Origin of the sequence: Oricola sp., assembly GCF_965230365.1 — a bacterium.
GTDB lineage: Bacteria > Pseudomonadota > Alphaproteobacteria > Rhizobiales > Rhizobiaceae > Oricola.
On record NZ_OZ246003.1, the window covers coordinates 161,108 to 185,898 of the forward strand.

Below are 24,791 nucleotides of genomic sequence, written 5' to 3' on the forward strand. Positions count from 1 at the left end.
CCGTCGTCGGATGTGGGCGGTTTTGGCGACCATAAAGGAGCGGACTGTGCACCGCGCGTGAAAAATGCGCCCGCCCAAGTCGGATTTTCTACCGGTTGAAGACGCGGCGCGGCCGGAATTCGCCCTGCGCGATTTCTCCGATGGCGATCAGCCGGCCTTTCTCGAAAGCGCAGGCATCGTCTGCCGGCAATGGCGCATCGCGGCCGCGCAGGATCACCGGGTTGCCAAGGCGGATCCGGTTGGCCTGATCGCCGGACACGACGATCTGCGGATAGCCATGCATCGCCTCGCCGGTGTTTAAAAGAAACGGGTCGAGCACCGCGAAACGCGATTGCATGCGCGCCTCGGTGTCGTCGGCGCTCTCTTCGCCTTCGACCTTTGCGAGCGCGACGGCATCTGCGGCGCCTTCCAACTCTTCCAGCGAAACCGCGTCTTCCTCGTCGAACGGATCGACGACGGTACGGCGCAGTTCGACCACATGGCCATAACAGCCGAGTTCGGCGCCAATGTCGCGGGCCAGCGACCGGACATAGGTGCCCTTGCCACACTCGACCTCGAAAGCCGTGCGGTCGGTGTCGTGCGACACGATCGTCAGGCTGTCGATCTCGACCTCGCGCGCCGGGATGTCGACCGCCTCGCCGTCGCGCGCCAGTTCGTAGGCACGCTCACCGGCGATCTTGATGGCTGAGAATGACGGCGGTTTCTGGCTGATCGTGCCGGTGTAGGCCGGCAGAACGGCTTCGATGTCGGCGCGCGCGGGGCGTGCATCGGAGGTTTTCATCGCCTCGCCCTCGGCATCGTCCGTGGTGGTCTGAGACCCCCATTTGACGGTAAAGCGATAGACCTTGGTACCATCCATAACATAGGGGACGGTCTTGGTCGCCTCGCCGAGCGCGATCGGCAGGATGCCGGAGGCAAGCGGATCGAGCGTGCCGGCGTGGCCGGCCTTCTCGGCCTTGAACAGCCACTTCAGCTTGGACACCGCTTCGGTGGAGCCCATGCCAAGCGGCTTGTCGAGGATCAGCCAGCCGGAGACCGGACGGCCCTTCTTCTTGCGCTGCCTGGCCATCAATTTTCCCCGTCGTCGTCGTGGTCGAGGTCGCGCGCCACTTCAGGCGAGCGCAACAGTTCGTCGATCTTGGAGAAATTGTCGAAGGAGGTATCTGCGCGAAAACGGAACTGCGGCATGAACTTCATCTGGCGCAAAGCCGGTCCGACGCGGCCGCGAATAAACTTGGCCTCGCGGGCCAGCGCCTTGATCACCGGTTCCATGTCGGTGCGGCCGAGCGCGCCGACATAGACGGTGGCGATCTTCAAGTCCGGCGACATGCGCACTTCGTTGACCGAGAGCACTGCGCCTTCAAGGACGGGATCGCGCAGTTCGCCGCGCTGGATGACTTCGGTCAGGGCGTGACGCACTTGTTCGCCGACACGCAACTGGCGCTGGGACAAACCACTGGATGCGGAAGTTTTTGCCATATCAAGCGCGACGGGACCGGTCTACCGGCCCCGCCCCCAATCCTTGCTGCTGGACGCTTAGAGCGTCCGCGCAATCTCCTCGACGCGGAAGCACTCGATGACGTCGCCGGCGCGAATGTCCTCGTAGTTCTCGAAGGCCATGCCGCATTCCTGACCGACCGGCACTTCGCCGACTTCGTCCTTGAAGCGCTTGAGCGTCTTGAGCTTGCCTTCGTGGATGACGACACTGTCGCGAATGAGGCGCACGCCAGCGCCGCGCTCGACCTTGCCTTCCGTGACCTGACAACCGGCGACCTTGCCGACCTTGGAGATGTTGAACACCTCCTTGATCTCGGCATTGCCGAGGAAGGTTTCGCGGCGCTCCGGCGACAACATGCCCGACATCGCCGCTTTCACGTCATCCAGCAGGTTGTAGATGATGTTGTAGTAGCGGATCTCTACACCAGTCTGTTCGGCGGCATCGCGCGCCTGCTTGTTGGCACGTACGTTGAACGCCATGATCGCAGCATCGGTGGATTCAGCGAGCGATACGTCGGTCTCGGTGATCCCGCCGGCGCCCGAATGCACGATGCGTGCCTGGACCTCGTCGGTGCCGAGCTTGTCCAGCGCTCCGATAATCGCCTCGACCGATCCCTGCACGTCTGCCTTGATGACGAGCGGAAACTCGGCCAACTCATTGTCGCGGGCCTGCGCCATCATCTGCTCGAGCGAACCGCGCGAACCGGCCTGGCGGGCAACCGCTTTCTCGCGGGCGACACGCTGACGATACTCGGATATCTCGCGGGCACGCGCCTCGTTCTCGACCACAGCAACCTTGTCGCCGGCCTGCGGTGTACCGTTGAGACCGAGAATCTCGACAGGAAGCGATGGCTCGGCCTCCTTCAACTGTTGGCCTCGGTCATTGAGGATGGCACGCACGCGGCCCCATTCGTCGCCGGCGACAACGATATCGCCTGTTCTCAGCGTACCGGCCTGAACCAGTACGGTGGCGACAGAACCGCGACCCTTGTCTAGTTTCGCTTCGATCACCACGCCTTCGGCGGTTCGGTCGGGATTGGCCGTCAGTTCGAGCAGTTCGGCCTGCAGCAGGATCGCTTCCAGCACTCCGTCCAGATTGGTGCCCTTGAGCGCGGAAACCTCCACGTCCTGCGTCTCGCCGCCCATCGATTCGACAAACACTTCGTGCTGCAGCAGTTCGGTTCGCACCTTCTGTGGATCAGAATCCGGTTTGTCGACCTTGTTGATCGCCACGATCATGGGCACGCCAGCGGCCTTGATGTGGTTGATGGACTCGATCGTCTGCGGCATGACGCTGTCGTCGGCGGCGACCACCAGGATCGCGATATCCGTCGCCTGGGCGCCGCGTGCACGCATCGACGTGAAGGCGGCGTGGCCGGGCGTATCGAGGAAGGTGATCTTCTGTCCGTCTTTCTCGACCTGATAGGCACCGATATGCTGTGTGATGCCGCCGGCCTCGCCGGAAACAACATTGGCATTGCGGATCGCATCGAGAAGCGACGTCTTGCCGTGGTCGACGTGACCCATGATAGTCACAACCGGCGCGCGCGGCTTCAGGTCTTCAGCCTTGTCCTCAATATCGAAAATGCCTTCCTCGACATCGGCTTCGGTGACGCGCTTGACAGTGTGGCCGAATTCCTCGGCGATCAGTTCGGCCGTGTCGGCATCGATTAGGTCGCCGGGCTTCATCATCTGACCCTGTTTCATCAGGAACTTGACCACATCGACAGCCCGCTCGGCCATGCGTTGCGCAAGTTCCTGAATGGTGATGGTTTCCGGCAGCTGGACCTCGCGCGAAATCTTCTCGCGCGGCTCGCTTCCGGCCATCGAGCGCTTGAATTTCTCCTGACGACGACGCATCGCTGACAAGGAACGCGAACGGCCTTCGCCATCGGCGCCGACATTCGAAAGGGTCAGCTTGCCGCGACGGCGGTCGTCATCGCGCCGGGGTGCCGGGCGCGGCGGCGCGTCGGGACGGCCGCCACCAGCTCGGCGCGGTCCGGTACGGTTGTCCTTCTCCCCCTCGGCAGGGCGTTTGGCCTGCGGCTTGGCAGCGGCCGGATCGGCTACATCGGCCTGCGGCTCCGGCGTTGCCGCGCGCTTGGCGGCTTCGGCTTCGGCGCGTTCGCGGGCTTCCTTTTCGGCTGCCAAACGTTCCTCTTCCTCGCGCTGCCGGCGCTCGGATTCGGCGCGCTCGCGGGCGCGGCGTTCGTCTTCCTCGGCGCGGCGCTTGGCATCTTCGGCGGCGCGGACCCGGTCTTCGGCTTCACGCGCCTTGGCGCCCTCGAGCGCACGGCGACGCGCCTCGATCTCGTTGTCGGAAAGCTGGTTCAACACGACGCCGCGGCCCGATGAGCCGCGCGACTGGCTAGCGGGCGCCGGTTTCTTTGCGGCAGGCTTCTCCGCTGGCGCGGGCGTTTCCGCCGCTGGCGCGGTACGCGGCTTCACACCGGCCGCAATCGATCCCGCAGCCGGCTTTTCGTCCGGGCGGGTGAATTTGCGCTTGCGCGTTTCGACGACAACGGACTTCGTGCGACCATGGCTGAAGTTCTGCCTGACGGTGCCCTTGTCACCGCCAGTGCGTTTCAGCGTCAGCGTGCGTTTGCTGTCGGCACCGGTTTTTTTGTCGTCAGACGTGGTATCGCTCATTCCGTGTTCTTTTCCTTCGCGGCCCGGTTTCGTGCGCCGCTTTTCGCCTTGATATCCGGTCCCGGTGTACGAAACCGGTTCAGGAGTTCGAGCTGCCGCATGGCGGCCCGTCCAGGCTGCCCGTCAAGTATGGCAGCATGTATCACATTTCCCGCACCCAATGCCAAATCCAATTCGCCTTCGCGAAAGGATTCGAATGCGGGGATTACCGGCCCGTCCATCCGTTCGACAAACGTCCGGGCCTGACTGATCTTGCGCACCCCGTCCGGGGCGGCGGCGGGATCGTGCAACACTGCGATAGCCGCACCGTTTCGCACGGATTTGTCCACCTGGGCGGCGCCGGTCACGACCGCGCCCGCCTTGCGGGCAAGCCCTAGCTGTCCAAGCGCCCTCTTGGCAAGCAATTCCTCGACAAGAACGCCGAGATCCGGCGCGGCGGCAACCTCTTGGCGGAGCGCCCGCCCGAACAGCTTGCGGCCAACCGCCCTGTCCACATAGTCACGATGGGCCGAAATCCAACAGCCGCGTCCCGGCAGTTTGTGTTTCAGATCGGGAACGACTGTCCCGTCAGGCCCGGCCACAAAGCGGATCATGCGATCCGGCGCGCCCGCGACACCGCTGACGATGCAGGTTCGATCGTTCATATCGTCTTTCCCGCCCGCATGCATGCCGCAAGTCCGCCGAACCGCTCCGCTCGCCCATCGCCCTGGCCTTAGACCGCGGCGCCGGCTTCGTCGGCCGGCGCTTCGGCTTCGTCGGCCGGAGCTTCGACTTCCTCGCCCTCGGCCGGTTCCTCGTCGGCGCGCAGATCTTCTTCGGTAATCCAGCCAACCGACAGACGCGCCGCCACAACCATCTCCTCGGCTTCGGCCCGGCTGACGCCGAAGGGCGTAAACAGCCCGTCGAAGACTCTGGTCTCGCCGTCCTTGCGCTCGCGCCAACCGACAAGATCGTCAGCCGCGCAGCCGGCAAAGTCTTCCATCGTCTTGACGCCGTCCTCGCCGAGCGCGACCATCATTGCCGTGGTGATGCCGGGAACCTCGCGGATTTCATCGGCAACGCCAAGGCTGCGGCGCTTCTCGTCGTTCTCCGCCTCGATACGCTCGATATGCTCGCGCGCCCGGGTCTGGATCTCGGCAGCCGTCTCCTCGTCGAAGCCTTCGATGGACGAGACTTCCTCGGGTTCGACATAGGCGACTTCCTCGATGGAGGTGAAGCCTTCGGAGGCCAGCACCTGGCCGACCATTTCGTCGACATCGAGCGCATCCATGAAGAGGTTCGAGCGCTCCACGAATTCCTTCTGGCGACGCGCCGATTCCTCGTCCTCGGTCAGGATGTCGATGTCCCAGCCGGTCAGCTGCGATGCCAGGCGTACATTCTGACCGCGCCGCCCGATGGCCAGCGAAAGCTGTTCGTCCGGCACGACGACCTCGATGCGCTCCGCGTCCTCGTCGAGCACCACCTTGGCGACTTCCGCCGGCTGCAAGGCGTTGACGATGAAGGAAGCCGCATCCGGCTGCCAAGGAATGATATCGATCTTCTCGCCCTGCAGTTCGCCGACGACGGCCTGCACGCGCGAGCCGCGCATACCGACACAGGCACCGACCGGATCGATGGCCGAATCGCGGCTGACGACGGCAATCTTGGCGCGCGAACCGGGGTCGCGGGCGACCGACTTGATCTCGATGATGCCGTCATAGATTTCCGGCACTTCCATCTGGAACAGCTTCGCCATGAACTGCGGATGGGTGCGCGACAGAAAGATCTGCGGGCCGCGCTGCTCACGCCGCACATCGTAGACATAGGCCCGGATGCGGTCGCCATAGCGGTAGTTCTCGCGCGGGATCAGTTCGTCACGGCGCACGATCGCCTCGGCGCGGCCGAGGTCGACAATGACGTTGCCGTATTCGACGCGCTTGACCGAGCCGTTGACGATCTCGCCGACACGGTCCTTGAACTCCTCGTACTGGTTGTCGCGCTCGGCCTCACGGACCTTCTGCACGATGACCTGCTTGGCCGACTGGGCGGCGATACGGCCGAAATCGAGTGGCGGCAGCTGCTCGGCGATGAAGTCGCCGGGCTGGGCGTCCGGGTTGCGGTCGCGCGCCTGTTCGATGGAGATCTGGATCGTCGGGTCCTCGACAACCTCCGAGACTTCCAGCAACCGCTGGAGTTTGATCTCGCCGGTCTTGGTGTTGATGTCGGCGCGGATGTTGGTTTCCTGACCGTAGCGGGACTTGGCCGCTTTCTGAATGGCGTCGGCCATGGCGCCGATCACGATATCCTTGTCGATCAGCTTCTCGCGGGCCACCGCGTCGGCGATCTGCAAGAGTTCCAGCCTGTTTGCACTGACTGCCATGTCGTGTTCTCCTTTAAGGCTCTCCGGCCTCCGCATCGTCGGATGCGGTGTCATCGTCGTTCTCGAAAGTCTCCAATCCGCGCGCCTGGCGCGCCGCCTTGTCGGCTTGCAGCGCAGTGCGGATCAATTCGTCGGTCAGGATCAGGCGGGCATCGGCGATCGCGTCGAGCGGCACCTCGGCGACCATCGCCTCGCCGAAATTCGCTTTGTCGGCTTCAATCGTGACGGTCTCGCCCGACAGGTCGACAATCGTACCGCGGAACCGCTTGCGCCCGTCCACCATGACCGAAGTCTCGATCTTGGCGAGTTGACCGCGCCACTTGGCGAAATCCGACAGGCGCACCAGCGGCCGGTCGATGCCCGGCGAGGATACCTCCAGATGATAGGCGCGGTCGATCGGATCTTCGACGTCGAGCAGCGGCGACAGCATGCGGCTGACTTCCTCGCAGTCCTCGACCGTCATGGTGCCGTCGGCACGCTCAGCCATGATCTGCAGGGTCAGGCCGTTCATGCCTGACAGGCGCACCCGCACCAGACGGTAACCGGCGGAGTTGATCACCGGTTCGATGATCGACGCTACGCGTGCATCGACACCGGTTTCGCGCACGATGCGCGGCTCGTCGTTTTCGATCGGTGCCGGCCTGCTGTCCGAATTCACCCGCTTATCCTAACCTGAAAACAAAAAGAGCGGGTCCTTGCGGGCCCACCCTTGTTCGTTCGACCAAGAATTTGAACCCCATATACGCCGACAACGGCGCATGCGCAAGGGCCCGGCGACTGCGCGGTCGGCGTCAGCGCCGCCGAAACCGCAGATAGGCCGGTGTGCGCCCCTCGCGCAGAGCCTTGGCCTCGTAGCGCGTGCCCGGCCAGTTGTTGTAGGGCTCGTGCCAGTCGGCGGCGCTTGTCGCCGGCCAGTCGAAGGCCGAGTGCGCGTGAATGTGCTGAAGCGTCCAATTAACATAGGTGTCGATGTCAGAAGCGAAGCGGAAAGACGCGCCCGGTTTCATGACCCGAGCAAACCTGTCGAGATTGACGGCGCTGACGAAACGGCGCTTCCAGTGACGCTTTTTCGGCCAGGGATCCGGATAAAGCAGGTCGATCCCGTCGAGGCAGGCGTCAGGCAGCCAGTCAAGCAATTGTGTGGCATCGTCGTCGTAGACGCGGACATTCGACACACCTGCCTCGGCTGCGCCGGCGGCGAACTTGGCCATCGAATTGACGAAGGGCTCGACACCAATGAAACCTGTTTCGGGGTGTTCGCGCGCACGATGCAGCAGATGTTCGCCGCCACCGAAACCGATCTCAAGCACGATCCGGAGGGGGGCATGGGCAAACAGCCCGGCCATGTCGGCGGGCGGGTTGCCGGAAAGATCGATCTTGATGCCCGGTAGCCAGTCGGCGAGCAGTTCGGCCTGGCGCGGACGCAGGGATTTGCCGCGGCGGCGACCGAAGAAAGCCTCGGTCGCACGCGTCGGCCGTTCGTCGCCCGACATGAACCAGCTCAGGCGGCCTTGATCGCCGCTTTCAAGGGTTTGACCAGATCGGTCTTCTCCCACGAAAACGAACCATCGCGGCCGGCCTTGCGACCGAAATGGCCGTAGGCGGCGGTCTTGGCGTAGATCGGCTTGTTGAGGTTGAGGTGATTGCGGATACCGGTCGGCGACAGGTCCATGACCTCGCGCAGCGCCGTTTCGATCACCGCCTCATCGACGCTGCCGGTGCCATAGGTATCGACATAGACCGACAGCGGCTGCGCTACGCCGATCGCATAGGACAACTGAATGGAGCAGCGGTCGGCGATGCCGGCGGCGACGATGTTCTTGGCGAGATAGCGGGCGGCGTAAGCGGCCGACCGGTCGACCTTGGTCGTGTCCTTGCCGGAAAACGCGCCACCGCCATGCGGCGCGGCGCCACCATAGGTGTCGACGATGATCTTGCGGCCGGTCAGCCCGGCGTCGCCATCCGGCCCACCGATAACGAACTTGCCGGTCGGGTTGATGTACCAGTCGCAATCGGCGGCAATTGGCAGGTCGCCGAGGGCTTCGCGGATATAGGGCTCGACGACCGCGCGCACCTTGTCGGAATCCCAGCTTGCGTCGAGATGCTGCGTCGACAGGACGATGCTGGTCACTTCGGAAGGCATGCCGCCCTTGTAACGAACGGTCACCTGCGATTTTGCGTCCGGGCCGAGCTTGGCGGCATCGCCTTCGCCGGCCTTGCGGGCAGTGGCGAGCACTTCGAGAATCTTGTGCGCATAGTAGATCGGGGCGGGCATGAGATCGGGGGTTTCGCGGCATGCATAGCCGAACATGATGCCCTGGTCTCCCGCGCCTTCCTCGCCCTGGCGGTCGGCAGCGTTGTCAACACCCTGCGCGATATGGGCCGATTGGCCGTGCAGCAGCACATCGATCTTGCAGGTTTTCCAGTGGAACCCGTCCTGCTCATACCCGATGTCACGGATGGCGCGGCGCGCTGCCGAACGGAACCGGCCGGGAGCGATGACCGGGTGATCGGCCGCGTCCATCAACACATTGCCGGCCTTGTCCTTCTTGAAGAATGTTTCCGGGACCCGAACCTCGCCGGCAATGACCACCTTGTTCGTGGTTGTCAGCGTCTCGCATGCGACGCGTACCGCCTTCATGTCCATTCCGGTCTTGCGCGCCTCGCGGTAGATCATGTCGACGATTTCGTCGGAGATGCGGTCGCAAACCTTGTCCGGATGGCCTTCGGAAACCGATTCGCTGGTAAAAAGGTAGTCCTGTCGTGTCATGAAGATTGTCCCGGTCGGATATGCCACGACCGCCGGGCGGCGGTCGGAATCGTGCATTCGTTAGGAAAATCGGCATGTCCGGTCAAGGAAATTCGCGAATTCGCTTAAAGATATAAGGATAAGTGCATATCCGCTGACCCCGGCAGATTCGCCCGGTCATTCTTCGCGGTTGCCGTCTTCGGCCAACGCCTTGACGAGTTCGATAACCCGGCGTCGAACCTTCTGATCGGGAATCTTCATGAACGCCCGGTTGAGTTGCATGCCCTCGGCGCTCGACAGGAAGTTCACCACGTAAGCCGAACCCGTCTCCTGCATTCCGTCAACGCCGCTGGTCTCGCCAGGCACGTCCTCGAAGAAGAAAGCGACCGGCACTCCGAGAATCGCGGCGATGTTCTGCAATCGGCTCGCGCCGACGCGGTTGGTGCCCTTCTCGTACTTCTGCACCTGCTGAAATGTGATGCCGAGGGCTTCGCCGAGTTTTTCCTGGCTCATGCCGAGCATCGTCCTGCGCAAGCGGATACGGCTGCCAACATGGACGTCGATCGGATTGGGTTGCTTTTTGCTCATAGTCTTGAATTGTCCTGCCGGTCTCAGTCCAACCTGTGCGGCATTGTTCGTCGCAATATCAGGACATCACCACCACGACCGGGGCATAGTATCAGGTGGCAACGTCGCTCTCAAAACCATCAGTAGACGACGGTTTGCAGACCGTTGCTTGAATTAGTGCATTTTTAGGCGTTTTCCACCGAAAACCCGGCCATACAAAGCCGCCGCAAACAGCCCCGCAATTAGTAAGAGGAAAATGACGCGGCCATGCCGCTGGTATGGCGTAGCGGCAAGTGCCTCGGGAACCGCGGCCTCGATCGCGCCATGCGGACCATAACCCAGGGCTGCGAGTTGCCGGCCGTAGCCGTCATAGATCGCCGACACCCCGTTATTGGCGGCACGCACCAGGGGAAAGCCATTTTCCACGGCGCGAATTCGCGCTTGGTGCGCGTGTTGGTAGGGCCCGGGGGTGTTGCCGTACCACGCATCGTTGGTGACATTGACCATCACGTCGGGCGGCTCACCAGCGGCGGCCGTCTCGCCAGGAAAAATCGCCTCATAGCAGATCGAGGGCAACACCGATAATCCACCCGGCAGGTCGATCGTGCGCCGGTTCTCGGCAGCCGAATATCCGCGGTCGGCGGCAGCGACGGCCGTGATACCGGCCCGGCGAAATGTCTCGGCAAACGGTAGATACTCGCCGAAGGGCACGAGGTGTTTCTTGTCAGCGGCAGCGACAATCACACCGTCGCCATCGATCGCGAAGATGGAGTTGAAGTAGGTGGTCCCGCCGTCGGACGAGCCGGCGGCGCTGGCCCGCACCGCGCCGGCCAGCAGGACCTGATGCGGCTGGAGCGCCTGCGCAAGCCTGGCGACGGCTGCCGATTCTTCGGTCAGGATGAACGGGATCGACGTTTCCGGCCAGACGACAATATCCGGCGTGGCACCGTCGCCACTCTTGTGGATGGTCAGATCGAGCAGCGTCTCGAATATCTCGGCACTCGACGCCGGATCGAGTTTCTTCGACTGATCGATCGCCGGCTGGACAACGCGGATTAGCGGGCCCGATGCCTGTTGGTGCCCCGCTTCGCTCAGTCGCCACAACCCGTAGCCCGTATGCCCGCCGATCAACCCGGCCATCAGCACTGCGGCAATCACTGCCTGCGGCCGGGCCTGGGCGACGAGCGCGGGGAGGCAGAACGCGAAGACGGCGATAGCATTCATGCCGAATATCCCGACCAAAGATGCCGACTGCATCAATGCGGGAACCGGCATTGCCGCATAACCAATGGCGTTCCACGGGAAGCCTGTCAGCACAAAGCTGCGCAGCCACTCAGCGACCCCGAAGGCGAATGCCAACGCGGCGATGCGACCAACACCATCCGACCAGAGCGTGCGTGCCAGAACCGCAGCGAAGCCGTAGAACAGCGCCAGAAGGGCCGGAAGCGCGATGACCGCCAGCGGCCAGGCCCACAGGAACTCCTCGGCCTCGACAAACAGCGCGTTGCCGATCCACCAGAGGCCCGCGACAAAGTAACCGAAGCCAAACGCGAAACCAATGACGAAGGCTGGACGCGAACGCACCAACCAGGACGGCGAAGGGCGCGTCAACGCCCCGTCCAGCATCCAGACGAGGACCGGAAAGGTCAGAAAGCAGATTGCAAAGATGTGAAACGGCGCCTGGGCCAACACCGTTACCGCGCCACACAGAAAGGCGAGGCCCGCGCGCCGCCAGCCAGACAAAAGCGTTATGCTATTGGCCAGCCTCTCCATTCAGCGATCCCGGGGCGAATCAGTCATCCAGACCGGGTCTAGAGACTTTCACTTGCAAAGGGAATCGCCAATTGGCGCGCTTGCCTGTCACGACGCCCTCAGGAGTTTCATTGTCAGGATTGAGCCGCAGGTTGCGCAGAACTTTCTTCGACTTCCGGCTTGGTGGCCGGCTCCTCGCGCGGCGCTTCGCGGCCGACGGGTTCGCGGCGGACCGGCCGCCGTTTGGCGCGCACGATCTTCACCCGCTTGATGCGGCGGGGATCGGCCTCGGTGACTTCGATCTCGTAGCCGGCGAACGAGGCGATAACCTCGCCGCGCACCGGCACACGGCCAAGCAGCGAGAAAATCAGGCCGCCGATCGTGTCGACGTCATCGTCCTCCAGACGTGCGGCTTCCACGAACTCCTGGCCGAGCGTTTCGCCCAGGTCCTCCAGATACACGCGCGCATCGGCGACGACCGTGCCGTTCGGGCTCTTCTCGAACAGCAGTTCTTCGTCGTCATGCTCGTCCTCGATGTCGCCGACCACCATCTCAACGATGTCTTCGAGCGAGACGAGGCCGTCCGTTCCGCCATATTCGTCGATGACCAGCGCCATCTGGATGCGCTGCGCCTGCATGCGCGCCATCAAATCGGCGGCAAGCATGGATGGCGGCACGAACAGGACATCGCGCGCGAGCTTCAGTTCGGCGATCGTGCGGCCGAGATCGACCTTGCCGAGGTCAAGGAGGTTGCCGCTGTTGTGGCCGGGCGGCGGCGTGCCGTTGCCGCGGCGCGGCCGGCGCTTCTCCGACGCGATCTTGGTGATTGCGGCAACCACATCGCGGATGTGGACCATGCCGCGCGGATCGTCGAGCGTCTCGTCATAGACCGGCATGCGGCTGTGACCGGAGCTTTCGAACAGCTTGAGCAGTTCGCCCAGCGTCGTCTTCTGGTCGACCGCATCGACCTCGGCGCGCGGGATCATAACGTCATCGACCCGGACCTCGCGCAGCCGCAGGATGTTGTGCAGCATGGCGCGTTCTTCGGGCGTGATCGTCTGGTCGCCACCGATGTCAGCAGCAAGCGCGTCCTGCAAGCTCTCGCGCATGTTGGAGGAAGCCGACTGCGGCCGGAAGAGATAAATCAGCCTTTGCAGGAAACCGGGCTGCCCGCGCGATTTGCCACTGTCCGCCGAGGGACTTCGCGGCTCGGTATCGCTGTCGCCGGATTCATCCGCCGGCGCGGTATTGCTGTTCTCGTTGGTCATCGAAGTTCAAGTGTCTCAGGTTCACGCAGAATACGGATCGGATACGCCGATGTCAGCAAGAATTGCCGTTTCGAGCGTTTCCATTTCATCCGCATCCTCGTCGGTGAGGTGGTCGTAGCCGAAAAGATGAAGAAGACCATGAACAATCATGTGCCGAAGATGGTCTTCGAAAGACTTGTCTTCAAGAGCCGCCTCCGCAACAACCGTCTGAAAGGCAACGACGATATCGCCCAGGACCGGCCCCGGCGCGTCGCCAGGCGAGAGCGCGGCGGCGGGAAACGACAGCACATTCGTCGGTCTATCCTTATCGCGCCATTGCGCGTTGAGCCGCTGCATCGCCGCGTCGTCGGTCAGGAGCACGCTCAACTCGCTGTCGGCGGCGGCCGCGCCGAGACGGCCGACGGCGGCATCGACCGACTGGCGGATCAGTGCCGAAACAGCCTCGGCATCGCCCCAGCCTCCGGCTTCGACGGACAGGTCGATCTCGATTGTCACGGTCAGGTTTGCTTGTCGTAGGCGGACACGATGCGCGCGACGAGCGCATGGCGCACCACATCGGCCTCACCGAAACGCACGGTGACGATGCCGTCGACACCGCGCAGCACCTGCAGCGCCTCGACAAGGCCGGACTTGGCGCCCGGCGGCAGATCGATCTGCGACGGATCGCCGGTGACGATCATGTGCGAGTTCTCGCCCAAACGGGTGAGAAACATCTTCATCTGCATCGTCGTGGTGTTCTGCGCCTCGTCGAGGATCACTGCCGAATTGGCCAGCGTACGTCCGCGCATGAAGGCGAGCGGCGCGACTTCGATCACGCCGGCGGTCAGGGCGCGTTCGACCTTTTCGGCCGGGATCATGTCGTAAAGCGCGTCATAGAGCGGCCGCAGATAGGGATCGACCTTTTCCTTCATGTCGCCGGGCAGGAAACCGAGCCGCTCGCCGGCCTCGACGGCCGGGCGCGACAGAATGATGCGCTCGACAGCGCCCCGCTCCAGCAGCATCGCAGCATGGGCGACGGCGAGATAGGTCTTGCCGGTTCCGGCCGGCCCCACGCCGAACACCAGTTCCGACCGGTCGAGCGCGCGGATATAGGCGTCCTGGTTGGGCGTGCGCGCAAACACCGTCTTCTTGCGGGTCGCGATCTGCGCGGCGGCCAGCTTGGCAGGATTGTTCATCGTCGGCAGCGACAACTGGTCGTCGGCGGCGACCGCCAGACGCAACGCGCCATCGACATCGTTGGTGTCGGGCTCTTCACCGCCGGCTGTCAACCGGTCATAGAGGTAATCGAGGGCGCGCCGCGCCTGCTCGGTCGCCGCCGGTTCACCGCGGATTGTGATCTGGTTGCCCTTGGAACGAACATCGACGCCAAGGCGCTGCTCGATAAGGGCTAAATTCTGGTCGAACTGGCCATAGAGCGCTCGGGCGTGCTCGTTGTTGTCAAAACTCAGGACGATATGCGCCAGATCGGAGGCGCCGGAGACGGTCTGGGTCACATTGGCTTTCGCGTTCAAGCCGGTGGTTCCACTTCCCTTTGGTCCGCAATCAGGCTGTTTGCTGAAGCCCTGTTGATTCGCACATCCACAATGTCGCCGATTTTTCCGACAGTTTCATCACAAACCACAGGCTGAAGCCACGGCGACCGTCCGACAAGCTGGCCTTGCTCGCGGCCCGGCTTCTCAAGAAGCACGGAAATCGTCCGGCCGGCAAGCGCTGTCATGAATGCGGCCTGCTGCTCCAGCAACAGCGCCTGCAGGCGTTGCAGACGCGCGTCCTTGACGGGCTCGGCGACCTGGTCGCCAAGATCGGCGCCGGGCGTGCCGGGACGCGGCGAGTATTTGAACGAGAAAGCCTGGGCATATCCGACATCGCGGATCAGCCGCATCGTGTCCTCGAAATCGGCGTCCGTTTCGCCCGGAAAGCCGACAATGAAATCGCCGGACAGCGCAATATCGGGTCGCGCGTCGCGGATGCGGTCGATCAGCTTGCGGTATTCGTCGGCGGTGTGGCGGCGGTTCATCGCCTTGAGGATGCGATCGGAGCCCGCCTGCACAGGGAGGTGCAGATAAGGCATCAGGCAATCGAGATCGCGATGCGCCGCAATCAGCGCGTCATCCATGTCGCGCGGATGACTGGTCGTGTAGCGCAAACGCGCAAGACCATCGATGCGCGCCAGTTTGTGCAGCAGGCGGCCCAATCCCCATTCCGAACCGTCCGGCCCCTCGCCATGCCACGCATTGACGTTCTGGCCAAGGAGCGTGATCTCGCGCACACCGGCCGCAACCAGCGCGCGGGCTTCGGTGACGATCTGGGCAACCGAACGCGAAACCTCGGCACCGCGCGTATAGGGAACGACACAGAAAGTGCAGAACTTGTCGCAACCTTCCTGCACCGTCAGGAATGCGGTCACGCCGCGCGAGCGCACCTGCCGCTCATCGCGGGCGGGCAGATGCTCGAATTTGTCCTCGACCGCATAGTCGGTTTCGACGACCTTCTCGCCGTCGCGCGCGCGGCCGACGACCTGCGGCAGCCGATGATAGGTTTGCGGACCGATGACGAAATCGACCACCGGCGCGCGGCGGATGATCTCCTCGCCTTCCGCCTGTGCGACACATCCGGCAACGCCAATGATCAGATCGGACCCGGCCGCGCGGCGCCGGTCACGCAGATTGCGCAGCCGGCCAAGCTCCGAATAGACCTTCTCGGCCGCCTTCTCGCGGATATGGCAGGTGTTCAGAAGCACCATGTCGGCATCGTCCGGCGTCGCCGTTTCGACATAGCCGTCGGCACCCAGCGCATCAGCCATGCGCTGGCTGTCATAGACATTCATCTGGCAGCCATAGGTCTTGACGAAAACCCTGCGGGTATTCATCTCGGCCGCTGCGTCCGGGGTCACGATATCGGCAGTTTCGCTCATGGCGCGGCTGTTTAGACCTTTTCGGTCTCGCTTGGAAGCGTTGTTCGTCCAAGCAGCGAGGCCGAAACCATTTCGCGGACCGCCGCCTCGCAGACGGCTGCCAAGCGCTTACGGTCGGCGCTCTCCCCGGCGGCGAGCGGTTCGCCGAACACAACCGTCACGCCAACATGTCCCTGGGCCGCAAGCTGTAGCAGATGCGGCGCGAGCGGAGTATCGCCGGGCCATGCGGCGACCGGACGGTCGTAACGCCCCATCGGGATGCCATGGATGTCGCGATAGACAATGGCAACCGGCTGGACCAGCAACGCGTCCTCGCCGGAAGAACCGGCGGCGCCGAACAGCGCCGACTTGAACGGCAGGACGAAATTTCCGTCGGATGTCGTCCCTTCGGGAAACAGCACGATGGCGTCGCCCTCAGCCAGGCGGCTGCGGATGCTGCCAGCCTGCTGCCCGGCTTGCCGACGCGCGCCGCGTGAGACGAACACGGTTTCCTGCAGGCGTGCCAGAAGCGCGATTCCAGTCCAGCCGGCGACTTCGGACTTGGCGACGAACGACACCGGCGCGGCCGCGCCAAGCACGGGGATGTCCAGCCATGACGCGTGATTGGCAGCCAGCAGCGCGCCGGTGTGACCGGATGCGGCGGGCGTGCCGATAACGGTGACCCGAACGCCGAGCAGGCGAAGAAAGAGGCGATGCCAGAGATGCGGAAGCCGGCGCCTGAGCGGATACCGGAACCTGATGGCGATCCACTGGACCGGCAAGAGCAGCGCGGTCAGCGGCACGACAACAGCGAGGATGAGCGCCAGGCGCGCACGTCCGCCCAATCGGTCAGTCCGTTTCCCGGTCCGTGTCGTCCAGCGGCACTGCATAGAGCTCCAGCCGGTGATCGACGATCCGGTAGCCCAGTTCGTGGGCGATCTCTTCCTGCAACGCCTCGATGCGGGCATTGCGGAATTCGATGACCCGGCCGGACTTCACGTCGATCAGATGATCGTGATGCTCGTCCGGCAGCGGTTCGTAACGGGCGCGCCCGTCGCGGAAATCGTGCTTCTCGATGATCTCCAGATCCTCGAACAGCTTGAGCGTCCGGTAGACCGTGGAAATGGAGATGTTGGAATCAATTGCCGAGGCGCGGCGGTACAATTCCTCGACATCGGGATGATCTTGCGCATCTTGCAGAACCTGCGCGATGATACGCCGCTGCCCGGTCATGCGCATGCCACGCTCGACGCAGAGTTCCATCAGTGACTTGTCGGCTTGCGCGTTCACCACTGCCCCAAGATAAGACCGGATTGAAGTTGCACGCACCTAACGAAGATCGCGGCGCATGACAAGCGCAGACGACCGCTGCCCCGCACTGTCACGATAGTAGTCGGGGCGACCGCCGACCTGGATGAAACCCAGTTTTCGATACAGCCGGACCGCCGGATTGTTGTTCTCGTCGACCTCCAGAAACACCGATTCCGTGCGGTCGCCATGCGCCCGCGCCAGAACCTTGTCCATGAGCCTGCGGCCGATACCCCGGCCCTGCCAGCGCGGCGCGACGGCGATCGTCAGGATTTCTGCCTCGTCGGCGGCGGCACGAACGAGGACGAAACCGAGAATGTCGGTCTTGCCCCAACGCAACTCGCGCGCCGTGAACCCGTAAACGGTCTTCTGGTCGAGCAAATCGTCGAATTCGCCATCGGTCCACGGTCGCGTAAAGGAAAACGCGTGCAGTTCGGCCATCCGGCGCGTGTGGTTGCGTTCGGCCTTGTCGACGACGACATCGAGCGGCCAGATTCGGTCGAATGGCCAGATCATGCGCGCGTCCGGGACTGTTCGCCGGCGCGCGGCAAAGCAAAGCCATGCTGCGGCTTCGCATCGGCGCCGCGCAAATATAGCGGCACCGGCTGCCGATCCGAGCGGGCGCCGAGAATGGCGATCGCGCCGATGGAGCCGGTGGCGCGGGCGAGCACGGCCTGCACCGGGCGGCTCATCTGCGCAGCGATCTCGGCGGCCGCATTGCCGGCGAGCAGTTCAACGTCTTCCGGCACGGCTCGCATCGCACCGTCCTCGTCGACCGCCGCAGCTTGTGAAACGGCCTCGCCGCCGGCACCGAATGACTGCATGAAGACCTGGCCGCGCCCGCCGCGAACCGCGACTGTGACCGCCCCCTTTGCCTCCATGGCGCGGACATCGTGATGCAGCGCCTCAAGCGTGGTGACGCCGGCGACCGGCACGCCAAGCGCCAGGCCGAACCCGCGGGCTGCCGCAACGCCGACCCGGATGCCGGTAAACGAGCCGGGACCGACCGCCACCGCGATTTTTGCGATATCGTCGAAGGACTTGCCGGACGACTGCAAGACAGTCCCGACCACGTCGATCAACTGCTCGGCATGGCCACGGCCGATATCGCGTTCCTCGGCCGCAAGCATGCCGCCCGTCTCGCTGTCATGCAGGCAGGCGGAGCAGAAGTTGGCGGCTGTGTCGATGGCGAGCGTCAGCATCCGGACTGATTATTCAAACGCCGATGCGTCGGCAAGCATGCTTTCGGAGGGTGCATTGCCGGTTCAGAGCCGCGCGGCGAGCACCTGTCGCGCGCCGAGCGGACTCGAGCCGAAAAGCACCGCCTGCCCCGCGACCAGATCGTCGATATCGACGGGTTCGGGCCCGTAGTTGAAGATGTAGCGCACATCGCCATTGTCGCGGATGCGGATATCGCGATGCAGATCATGCGTCTCGATACCGGCCTGGGCGGCGATGTCTCGCATCACGGCAAGCGCCAATTCCTCGTCCGGCCGCCCACCGAGGTAATGCGCCTTGCCTGCTGCCAGATGCGCCGGATGACCGTCGGCGGAAGTTCGGCGGACCTGCACACCGTCGCCGGCGGCAAGGAACTCCCGCCAGCCCTGGAAAGCGCCGCCCCCGGCAAGCGGGATGTCGGCAAAGGGCGGCACGCTTTCAACCCGGCGAACGGTCACGTCGATCAGCCACCGGAAGGCGCCCGGCGGCAAATCGCCGGCAATCTGGAAATCGGCAGTCTTGGAACCGCTGCGCGGCCCGAGGAGCACTGCCGGGTTATCCTCGGCAAGCGTTTCGACAAGCCGTTCATCGGCTGAAAACAGCCCCGGCACGACCACCAGCTTGCGGCCACGCACGGCATCCGGAGCCGGCGGTGTCACGTCGACGGAGATGCCGAGCCGGCGCAAGGCGCGGTAGAAGCGAAGCACGAGGTCGAAATAGTCGAAATCGCGGCCCTGCGGCTGGATATGCCAGGCCCAGGCGCTTTCGTAGTCGAAGACCAGCGCCACATCGGCGCGGGTGGGTGCGGCGACCGCGCCGATCTGCGCCAGTTCGCGCGATACCGCGCAGCAGACCTCATGGGCCTCGTTCGGCTCGCCATTGGGCAACAGCAGCGCCTCGTGCATCTGTTCCTGCGCGAAGGCCGGCTGACGCCAACGAAAGTAGCTCACCACCTCGGCGCCGGCGGCGAAAGCCTCCCAAGCCCACAGCCGGACCGCGCCGGGGGCCGGCGCCGGGTTCCAGGGCGCCCAGTTCACCGGGCCGGGCTGTTGTTCCATGACCCACCAGCGCCCGTCCGCCGCGCCGTTTCTAACCTCGCCGCAGGCCCGATAAAGATCGTGATGCAGCGCCTGGTTGTCGGGATCGCCGACACCGAGATAGCGGCGCTTGTTGTCGATGTCGTCGGTGTCGCGGTCGAGAAAGCCGATCGGATAGGAATCCCAGGAGGCGATGTCGAGATCGGCGGAAACCGCGAAATGGTCGAAGTCGACCACCCGGCCCATATAGTTGTGGGCAATCGGAATGCCCGGCGAACGCGGCCGGATGATCCCGGTCTGCAACCGGTTGAAGGCGACAACCTGGTCGGAGGAATAGCGCCGGAAATCCATCACATGCGACGGATTGGGCTCTGTGACCGTAAGACTGGGCAGCTCGACCTCGTCGAAGGAGCGGTACTCCATCGACCAGAAAACGTTGCCCCAGGCCCGGTTCAGCGCGTCGGGCGACTGGTACTTGCGGGCCAGCCAGTCGCGGAAGCCGGCAAGGGCCGCCGCCGAATAGCTGACAACCGTGTCATGGCAACCATACTCGTTGTCGGTCTGCCAGGCGGCGAGCGCCGGATGGCCGCCGTAGCGGTCGGCGATGAGCGTGACGATGCGGGCGCACTCGTCACGATAGCCCAGATGACTGAAGCAGTAATGGCGGCGCGAGCCGAAACCGCGCGGCCGGCCCTGCTCGTCGATGGCAAGCATGTCGGGCATGCGGTCGACCAGCCATTTGGGCGGCGTTGCCGTCGGCGTCCCCAGCACGACGGCAAGGCCATGCGCATGCAGCACGTCGAACGCCCGGTCCAGCCAATCGAAGTCCAAACGACCCGGATCGGGTTCGAGCCGGCTCCAGGCGAATTCGCCGATCCGCACATGGGAAATGCCGGCGCCGGCCATCATCCGCGCATCGACCGGCCAGCGCTCTTCGGGCCAGTGCTCGGGATAGTAGCAGACGCCGAGCGTCTGTCTGCGCGGGCCGGTCATGGTTCAGGCCTCGACGATGCCGGCGAATTCGAGATCCCAGGCCGAGACCGCGCGTTTGGCGCGCTGCGCGATATCGTCGACCGCCATGCCGGGCCGATAGATCGACGAGCCAAGACCGAAAACGCGAATGCCGTCGGCGGCGTATTTCGGAAAGTCGAGCTCCGACACCCCGCCGACCGCGCCGACCACCGTGTCGGGCGGCAGCACGGCGGAGATCGCCTTCAGCCCGGACGGGCCGAGCACGCTTGCGGGGAAGAATTTCAGCCCGGATGCGCCGGCGGCGACAGCGGCGAGCGCCTCGGTCGGCGAGAACACGCCCGGCATCGTCACCATGGCGTGCGACGTGGCGCGGGCGATCACCTCTGGATCGATGTTGGGGGCGACCAAGAGGCGGCCGCCGGCGTCGTTCAGGCGGTCGACATCGGCCGGCGCGAGCACGGTTCCGGCGCCGACGAGCACGTTGTCGCCATGCGCGCGGGCGATCGCCTCGATGGAGCGGAAGGGATCGGGCGAGTTGAGCGGGATCTCGATTGCCGAAAAGCCCGCTGCGACCAGCGCGCCGGCCACCGGCAGCGCCTCGTCGGGGCGAAGGCCGCGCAGGATTGCGATCAGGTCGCGGGTCAGTTCAGGCCATTTTGCAGACCGGCTCATTGCATCATGTCTCCTGTTCGGTCAGGCGCGGCGCGTCCAGCGTCCATATCTGCGACGCCGCATCCGCCAGACCGTAGATGACGAGTTCGTCGCCATCATGAAGGTTGGCGCCAATTCCAGCGCAGGCGAGCGCTGCGGCATAGAGTTCGCCAAGCACGCCGCCGCCGACGAGTTCGACCGTATCGCCAATGGCAAAGCGCGCGCGCGCGCCGGCGATCTCCTGGCCGATCAGGTAGCCGGACAGGCGCGCCCGCGCTGCATTCGGCGACAGGCCCTGCAGCAGTCCGGCGGAGCGGATCGAAAACAGCCGCGCCAGGATCGCGGACGGGGCTTCGAGGCTCGCCGCAACCGCCAGGCGGAAATCCGGCGAGGCCGCGTCGACGGCGGTTGCATCCGGGCCGACGGAATGGCGCAGCACGGAATGCGCCGACAGGGCGGAGAACGTGTCTCCGGTCATGAAGCTGGCGAAGCCCTCGACGCGCAGTCCGTCCTGCCGCACCCATTTCGAATGGGTGCCCGGCATGCAGACCATCCGCGCTCCGCGGCCGGCGGCAAAACGGCGGCGCGCCAGGCCAAGCAATTGGGTCTCCTCGCCGCGCATGACATCGGGGTGTTTGCTGTCGGTGTGGCTCAGACCGGGCAGGATGCGGATGTCGCGGCGGTGTGCGGGAACACGCACCGCCCGCACCGCAATCTCGCCGAGGTCGGTGGGGACAGGCAGGTAACCGGCCTCGGCCCAGCCCTGCCGCGAGCCGACCATGCCGCACATGACGACAGGTACATCCGGCGCGACGCCAAGCGCCTCCAGATGGCTCTCCAGGATCGCTGCGAAACGATCGCAGGGCGTGGCCCCCATGCCCTCGTCGGAACGCCGCATGCCGAGAACGGACCTGTCCGCCCCAAGCGCCCAGACGCGCAGGTGGGACGTACCCCAATCGACCGCGACAAGCGCGACATGCGGCGTGACTGTCACAAAAGTCCTCCGTCAGCGATCAGCACCTGCGCGGTGATCATCCGCGCGGCATCGGATGCGAGGAACAGGCAGGGACCGACCATGTCGGCGGGCTGGATCGGCTCCTTCAGGCACTGGCGCCCGATCATGTCGCCAAGCGACTTCTCGGTGACCCAAAGCTCCTTCTGGCGCTCTGTCATGACCCAACCGGGCGCGATCGCGTTGACGCGGATATTGTCCAGCCCGAGCTTGCCCGCCAGTCCCTTGGTCAGGCCGACAATGCCGGCCTTGGCGGTCGTGTAGGCCGGCATCTCGCCGATATTGAGCATGTAGGAGGTGGAGGTGAAATTGACGATCGCGCCGCCGCCGGACGCCTTCATGCCTTCGGCGACGGCTTGGGCCGCGAAGAACTGCGGGCGCAGATTGATCGCCAGATTGCGTTCCCAATAGGCCTCATCGACATCGGCGATGTCATGGCGGTCATCGAGCGCGGCATTGTTGACCAGGACCGTTACCGGCCCGTGCGCCTTCGCGGCTTGCTTGGCGGCATCGCGCAAGGCGGCGATGTCGCGCAGATCGGCTTCAAGAAACAGTGGCCTGTGCGCGGCGCGCGGCGCAAGCCGCTCGACAAGCGCCTCGCTCGGTTCCGCCTTGTAGTCGATGAAGGCGACCTTGGCGCCTTGTTCGACAAATCCCTCGGTCAGTGCCGCACCGATCCCCGAGCCGCCACCTGTGATCAGCACGGATGCGTTCTGCAAGTCGTCATATGCTGGCATGTCCATCCCCTTCGACTAGCCTTCGGCCCTCAACTACGAGCATCGAGCATGGAAATCCATTGGGCAGCGGAAGGCCATGGTACATCATCGCGCGACCGGACAGGGCGACCGGCTCGCCATGCATGAAGCCGGTTGCCGCGTACCGGTTCAGGGCGCCGGGCACCCTGTCGGCATCGATCAGGCGAACCGCGTAGATCGCATCGGGATCCAGCCCGGAAAGCGCGAACCGCCGCGCGGCTATGGAAGCAGCGGCACCGGCCTGCCCCTTGAAGACGACAAAGCGGTCTCGCGCTTCGTCGACAAGGATTTCGGCGAAGACCTCCGGGTCATTCGAATGAAGCAGATGTTGGCGTGCGGAAAACAGGAATGCCCGGTTTTCGCGCCACCAGGCCGTTGCCCGCTTGAGCGTGGCCGCCTCCTCAGGCGTCAATTCGCGCGGGTCCATCTCGAAACCCATGTGGCGTTGGGCTGCGACCCAGGCGCGAAACGCCATCGGCAGGATCCGCCCAGAGGTGTGGCAGACACGTGGACCGACATGGCTGCCGACAAACTCCGGCGGCAGCCAGCGCGCTGCCTCGTGCTGCATGCGCAACCGCTCCAATGCATCGTTGGAATCCGACAGCCAGACCCGCACCGCATGCGCCAGAATGCCGTAATCGATGCGCCCGCCGCCGGACGCGCAGCTTTCGAAATCGACATCCGGGTGGGCATCGCGCAGACGCGCCAACAGGCGGTAAAGTTCCACCGTCTGGTCCGGTCCGCCACCCGTCAGCATCCGGTTATGGTCCCATTTGACATAGTCGACCGGGTAATCGGCGAGGATGCCGCTGACCACGTCGAAGAGGTAGTTGGTGACACCCGGTCGCCGTAAATCGAGAACGAACTGATTGCGGCCCGAAGGCTGCGCCCGCGGCCCCAGGACCCAGTCAGGATGGGCGCGGTAAAGATCGCTGTCGCGGCTGATCATCTCCGGTTCGAACCAGATGCCAAAACGCATCCCGAGATCGCGGACATGGTCCGTCAGGGGGTGCAAACCGTCGGGAAACTTGACCGGATCGACAGTCCAGTCACCTAGGCTCGTCGTATCGTCATTGCGGCCCTTGAACCAGCCATCGTCGAGGACGAACCGCTCGGCCCCGATATCGGCTGCCAGCGTGGCGATTTCCTTCAATTCATCGAGATCGTGCCGGAAATAGACCGCTTCCCAGCAATTGTAATGCACCGGACGGTCGACCGGGCGAAGGGGAAGCCCGCGAACATGGGCGTGAAAGCCGGCCGTCAGCCCGTTTTCGCCTTCCTCCGACCAGCCGACGAGAAGGGATGGCGCGTCGTCGCCGACATTGGTGTAGCTATCACGCGCCGGACCGAACTGCACATAGCGCCGTCCGTCCGGCAGTTCCTCAGCAACCATGGTGTGACCGCCCGACCAGGCGAGCGTGGCGCCCATGGCCCGGCCCGTATCCGCGCCGGTCACAGCACCGAGAAACCGCGCGCCGGGAAAGCCGGCGTGACCGGTGCGCCCCTCGCGCCCGTCACGCACAATCTGTCCGGTTGCGAAACGTGTTTCCTGGCGGCGAAACTCACCGCACCAGCGGCCGGCGTGATCCACGACACGCTCCAGGTCCTGCGGCACCGGCAAGGTCGCCGCCGCCAGCCAGCGAACCCGGTAGCCGGGCGCGGCCTCGGCGGCGCTGGCAAGCGACAGAAGCCCGCCGGGTTCCAGCCGGGCCTCGATGCGAAGAGAAACGCATGGTTCGGCATCCCGGCCCTCGATGTGAAAGACGCGAGTGGTTTCGTCAGGCACATCAACACGCGCCAACCGCAGCTCGGGGAGCACGTGTTCACCTGCATCGTTCTCGACGGCGATGCCTGGATTGCCCTGCCAGCCTGTCATTGCGACCGGACACAGGGTTAGCGGCACGAAAGGGTCGAGCTGACCGCCGGAGACATTGGGGAGCGAGGCACTGGCCAGAACCTCCAGCTGCTCGTCACGTGGCAATGGCGGCCCGAACCAGATCAGCGCCGGAACGCCGCCATCGAAACTCGCAAATACGGCGCAACGTCCGCCAGCATCGATGCGCCAGCATTGGGTTGCAAGGGCTGCGTCAGCGGTGGCCAGCAT

Annotated in this window: 23 protein-coding genes; all 23 read right to left on the reverse strand. The window is 64.4% G+C overall.

What is annotated here, in order from left to right:
• Positions 1-88: 88 nt before the first annotated feature.
• The 23 genes from truB to ACO06R_RS00875 all read right to left on the reverse strand — a co-directional run bounded on the left by truB (position 89) and on the right by ACO06R_RS00875 (position 24,791).
• A complete protein-coding gene (gene truB, locus ACO06R_RS00765) occupies positions 89-1,069 on the reverse strand; it encodes a tRNA pseudouridine(55) synthase TruB (RefSeq protein ID WP_421854755.1) in 981 nt (326 codons plus the stop codon).
• Positions 1,069-1,479 carry a 30S ribosome-binding factor RbfA gene (rbfA, locus tag ACO06R_RS00770; RefSeq protein ID WP_421854758.1) on the reverse strand — a complete coding sequence of 137 codons (411 nt, stop codon included), beginning with the start codon at positions 1,477-1,479 and terminating at the stop codon, positions 1,069-1,071. The genes truB and rbfA overlap by 1 nt, the downstream gene beginning before the upstream one ends.
• A 57-nt stretch (positions 1,480-1,536) precedes the next feature.
• Complete coding sequence (gene infB, locus ACO06R_RS00775; RefSeq protein ID WP_421854761.1) at positions 1,537-4,146, reverse strand: translation initiation factor IF-2; 2,610 nt, start codon at positions 4,144-4,146, stop codon at positions 1,537-1,539.
• Positions 4,143-4,790 (reverse strand): RNA-binding protein, encoded by a 648-nt coding sequence (locus ACO06R_RS00780; protein ID WP_421854764.1) that lies wholly within the window; start codon positions 4,788-4,790, stop codon positions 4,143-4,145. Before ACO06R_RS00780 ends, infB begins: the two co-directional genes overlap by 4 nt.
• A gap of 68 nt (positions 4,791-4,858) precedes the next feature.
• Positions 4,859-6,505, reverse strand: a complete 1,647-nt coding sequence (gene nusA, locus ACO06R_RS00785; RefSeq protein ID WP_421854767.1) for a transcription termination factor NusA — start codon at positions 6,503-6,505, stop codon at positions 4,859-4,861.
• Between the two features lie 13 nt (positions 6,506-6,518).
• Positions 6,519-7,163 (reverse strand): ribosome maturation factor RimP, encoded by a 645-nt coding sequence (gene rimP, locus ACO06R_RS00790; protein WP_421854770.1) that lies wholly within the window; start codon positions 7,161-7,163, stop codon positions 6,519-6,521.
• Between the two features lie 133 nt (positions 7,164-7,296).
• On the reverse strand, positions 7,297-7,998 hold the full coding sequence (gene trmB, locus ACO06R_RS00795; RefSeq protein ID WP_421854773.1) for a tRNA (guanine(46)-N(7))-methyltransferase TrmB: 702 nt from the start codon (positions 7,996-7,998) through the stop codon (positions 7,297-7,299).
• 8 nt (positions 7,999-8,006) lie between these two features.
• On the reverse strand, positions 8,007-9,275 hold the full coding sequence (metK, locus tag ACO06R_RS00800) for a methionine adenosyltransferase (RefSeq protein WP_421854776.1): 1,269 nt from the start codon (positions 9,273-9,275) through the stop codon (positions 8,007-8,009).
• 156 nt (positions 9,276-9,431) lie between these two features.
• Complete coding sequence (locus ACO06R_RS00805; RefSeq protein ID WP_421854779.1) at positions 9,432-9,842, reverse strand: helix-turn-helix domain-containing protein; 411 nt, start codon at positions 9,840-9,842, stop codon at positions 9,432-9,434.
• A 153-nt stretch (positions 9,843-9,995) separates the two neighbouring features.
• Positions 9,996-11,594: an apolipoprotein N-acyltransferase gene (gene lnt / locus ACO06R_RS00810; protein WP_421854782.1), complete on the reverse strand. Its 1,599-nt coding sequence runs from the start codon at positions 11,592-11,594 to the stop codon at positions 9,996-9,998.
• 113 nt (positions 11,595-11,707) lie between these two features.
• Positions 11,708-12,841 (reverse strand): hemolysin family protein, encoded by a 1,134-nt coding sequence (locus ACO06R_RS00815; protein ID WP_421854785.1) that lies wholly within the window; start codon positions 12,839-12,841, stop codon positions 11,708-11,710.
• Between the two features lie 21 nt (positions 12,842-12,862).
• On the reverse strand, positions 12,863-13,336 hold the full coding sequence (gene ybeY / locus ACO06R_RS00820) for an rRNA maturation RNase YbeY (RefSeq protein WP_421854788.1): 474 nt from the start codon (positions 13,334-13,336) through the stop codon (positions 12,863-12,865).
• A gap of 2 nt (positions 13,337-13,338) precedes the next feature.
• Complete coding sequence (locus ACO06R_RS00825) at positions 13,339-14,352, reverse strand: PhoH family protein (RefSeq protein WP_421854791.1); 1,014 nt, start codon at positions 14,350-14,352, stop codon at positions 13,339-13,341.
• Entirely contained in the window at positions 14,349-15,755 is a 1,407-nt protein-coding gene (gene miaB / locus ACO06R_RS00830) for a tRNA (N6-isopentenyl adenosine(37)-C2)-methylthiotransferase MiaB (protein ID WP_421854794.1), read from the reverse strand. The genes ACO06R_RS00825 and miaB overlap by 4 nt, the downstream gene beginning before the upstream one ends.
• Before the next feature lie 11 nt (positions 15,756-15,766).
• Positions 15,767-16,579, reverse strand: coding sequence for a lysophospholipid acyltransferase family protein (locus ACO06R_RS00835; protein WP_421854797.1), 813 nt, complete (start codon positions 16,577-16,579; stop codon positions 15,767-15,769).
• Between the two features lie 4 nt (positions 16,580-16,583).
• Positions 16,584-16,997, reverse strand: a complete 414-nt coding sequence (locus ACO06R_RS00840) for a Fur family transcriptional regulator (RefSeq protein ID WP_421859144.1) — start codon at positions 16,995-16,997, stop codon at positions 16,584-16,586.
• A 66-nt stretch (positions 16,998-17,063) separates the two neighbouring features.
• A complete protein-coding gene (gene rimI, locus ACO06R_RS00845) occupies positions 17,064-17,558 on the reverse strand; it encodes a ribosomal protein S18-alanine N-acetyltransferase (protein ID WP_421854800.1) in 495 nt (164 codons plus the stop codon).
• A complete protein-coding gene (tsaB, locus tag ACO06R_RS00850; RefSeq protein ID WP_421854803.1) occupies positions 17,555-18,244 on the reverse strand; it encodes a tRNA (adenosine(37)-N6)-threonylcarbamoyltransferase complex dimerization subunit type 1 TsaB in 690 nt (229 codons plus the stop codon). The genes rimI and tsaB overlap by 4 nt, the downstream gene beginning before the upstream one ends.
• Positions 18,245-18,307: 63 nt before the next feature.
• Positions 18,308-20,290 (reverse strand): beta-galactosidase, encoded by a 1,983-nt coding sequence (locus tag ACO06R_RS00855; protein ID WP_421854806.1) that lies wholly within the window; start codon positions 20,288-20,290, stop codon positions 18,308-18,310.
• Between the two features lie 3 nt (positions 20,291-20,293).
• Complete coding sequence (locus tag ACO06R_RS00860; protein WP_421854809.1) at positions 20,294-20,941, reverse strand: 2-dehydro-3-deoxy-6-phosphogalactonate aldolase; 648 nt, start codon at positions 20,939-20,941, stop codon at positions 20,294-20,296.
• A 4-nt stretch (positions 20,942-20,945) separates the two neighbouring features.
• Positions 20,946-21,914: a 2-dehydro-3-deoxygalactonokinase gene (locus ACO06R_RS00865; RefSeq protein ID WP_421854812.1), complete on the reverse strand. Its 969-nt coding sequence runs from the start codon at positions 21,912-21,914 to the stop codon at positions 20,946-20,948.
• Positions 21,911-22,669 (reverse strand): SDR family NAD(P)-dependent oxidoreductase, encoded by a 759-nt coding sequence (locus ACO06R_RS00870; protein WP_421854815.1) that lies wholly within the window; start codon positions 22,667-22,669, stop codon positions 21,911-21,913. Before ACO06R_RS00870 ends, ACO06R_RS00865 begins: the two co-directional genes overlap by 4 nt.
• Entirely contained in the window at positions 22,656-24,791 is a 2,136-nt protein-coding gene (locus tag ACO06R_RS00875) for an alpha-galactosidase (RefSeq protein ID WP_421854818.1), read from the reverse strand. Before ACO06R_RS00875 ends, ACO06R_RS00870 begins: the two co-directional genes overlap by 14 nt.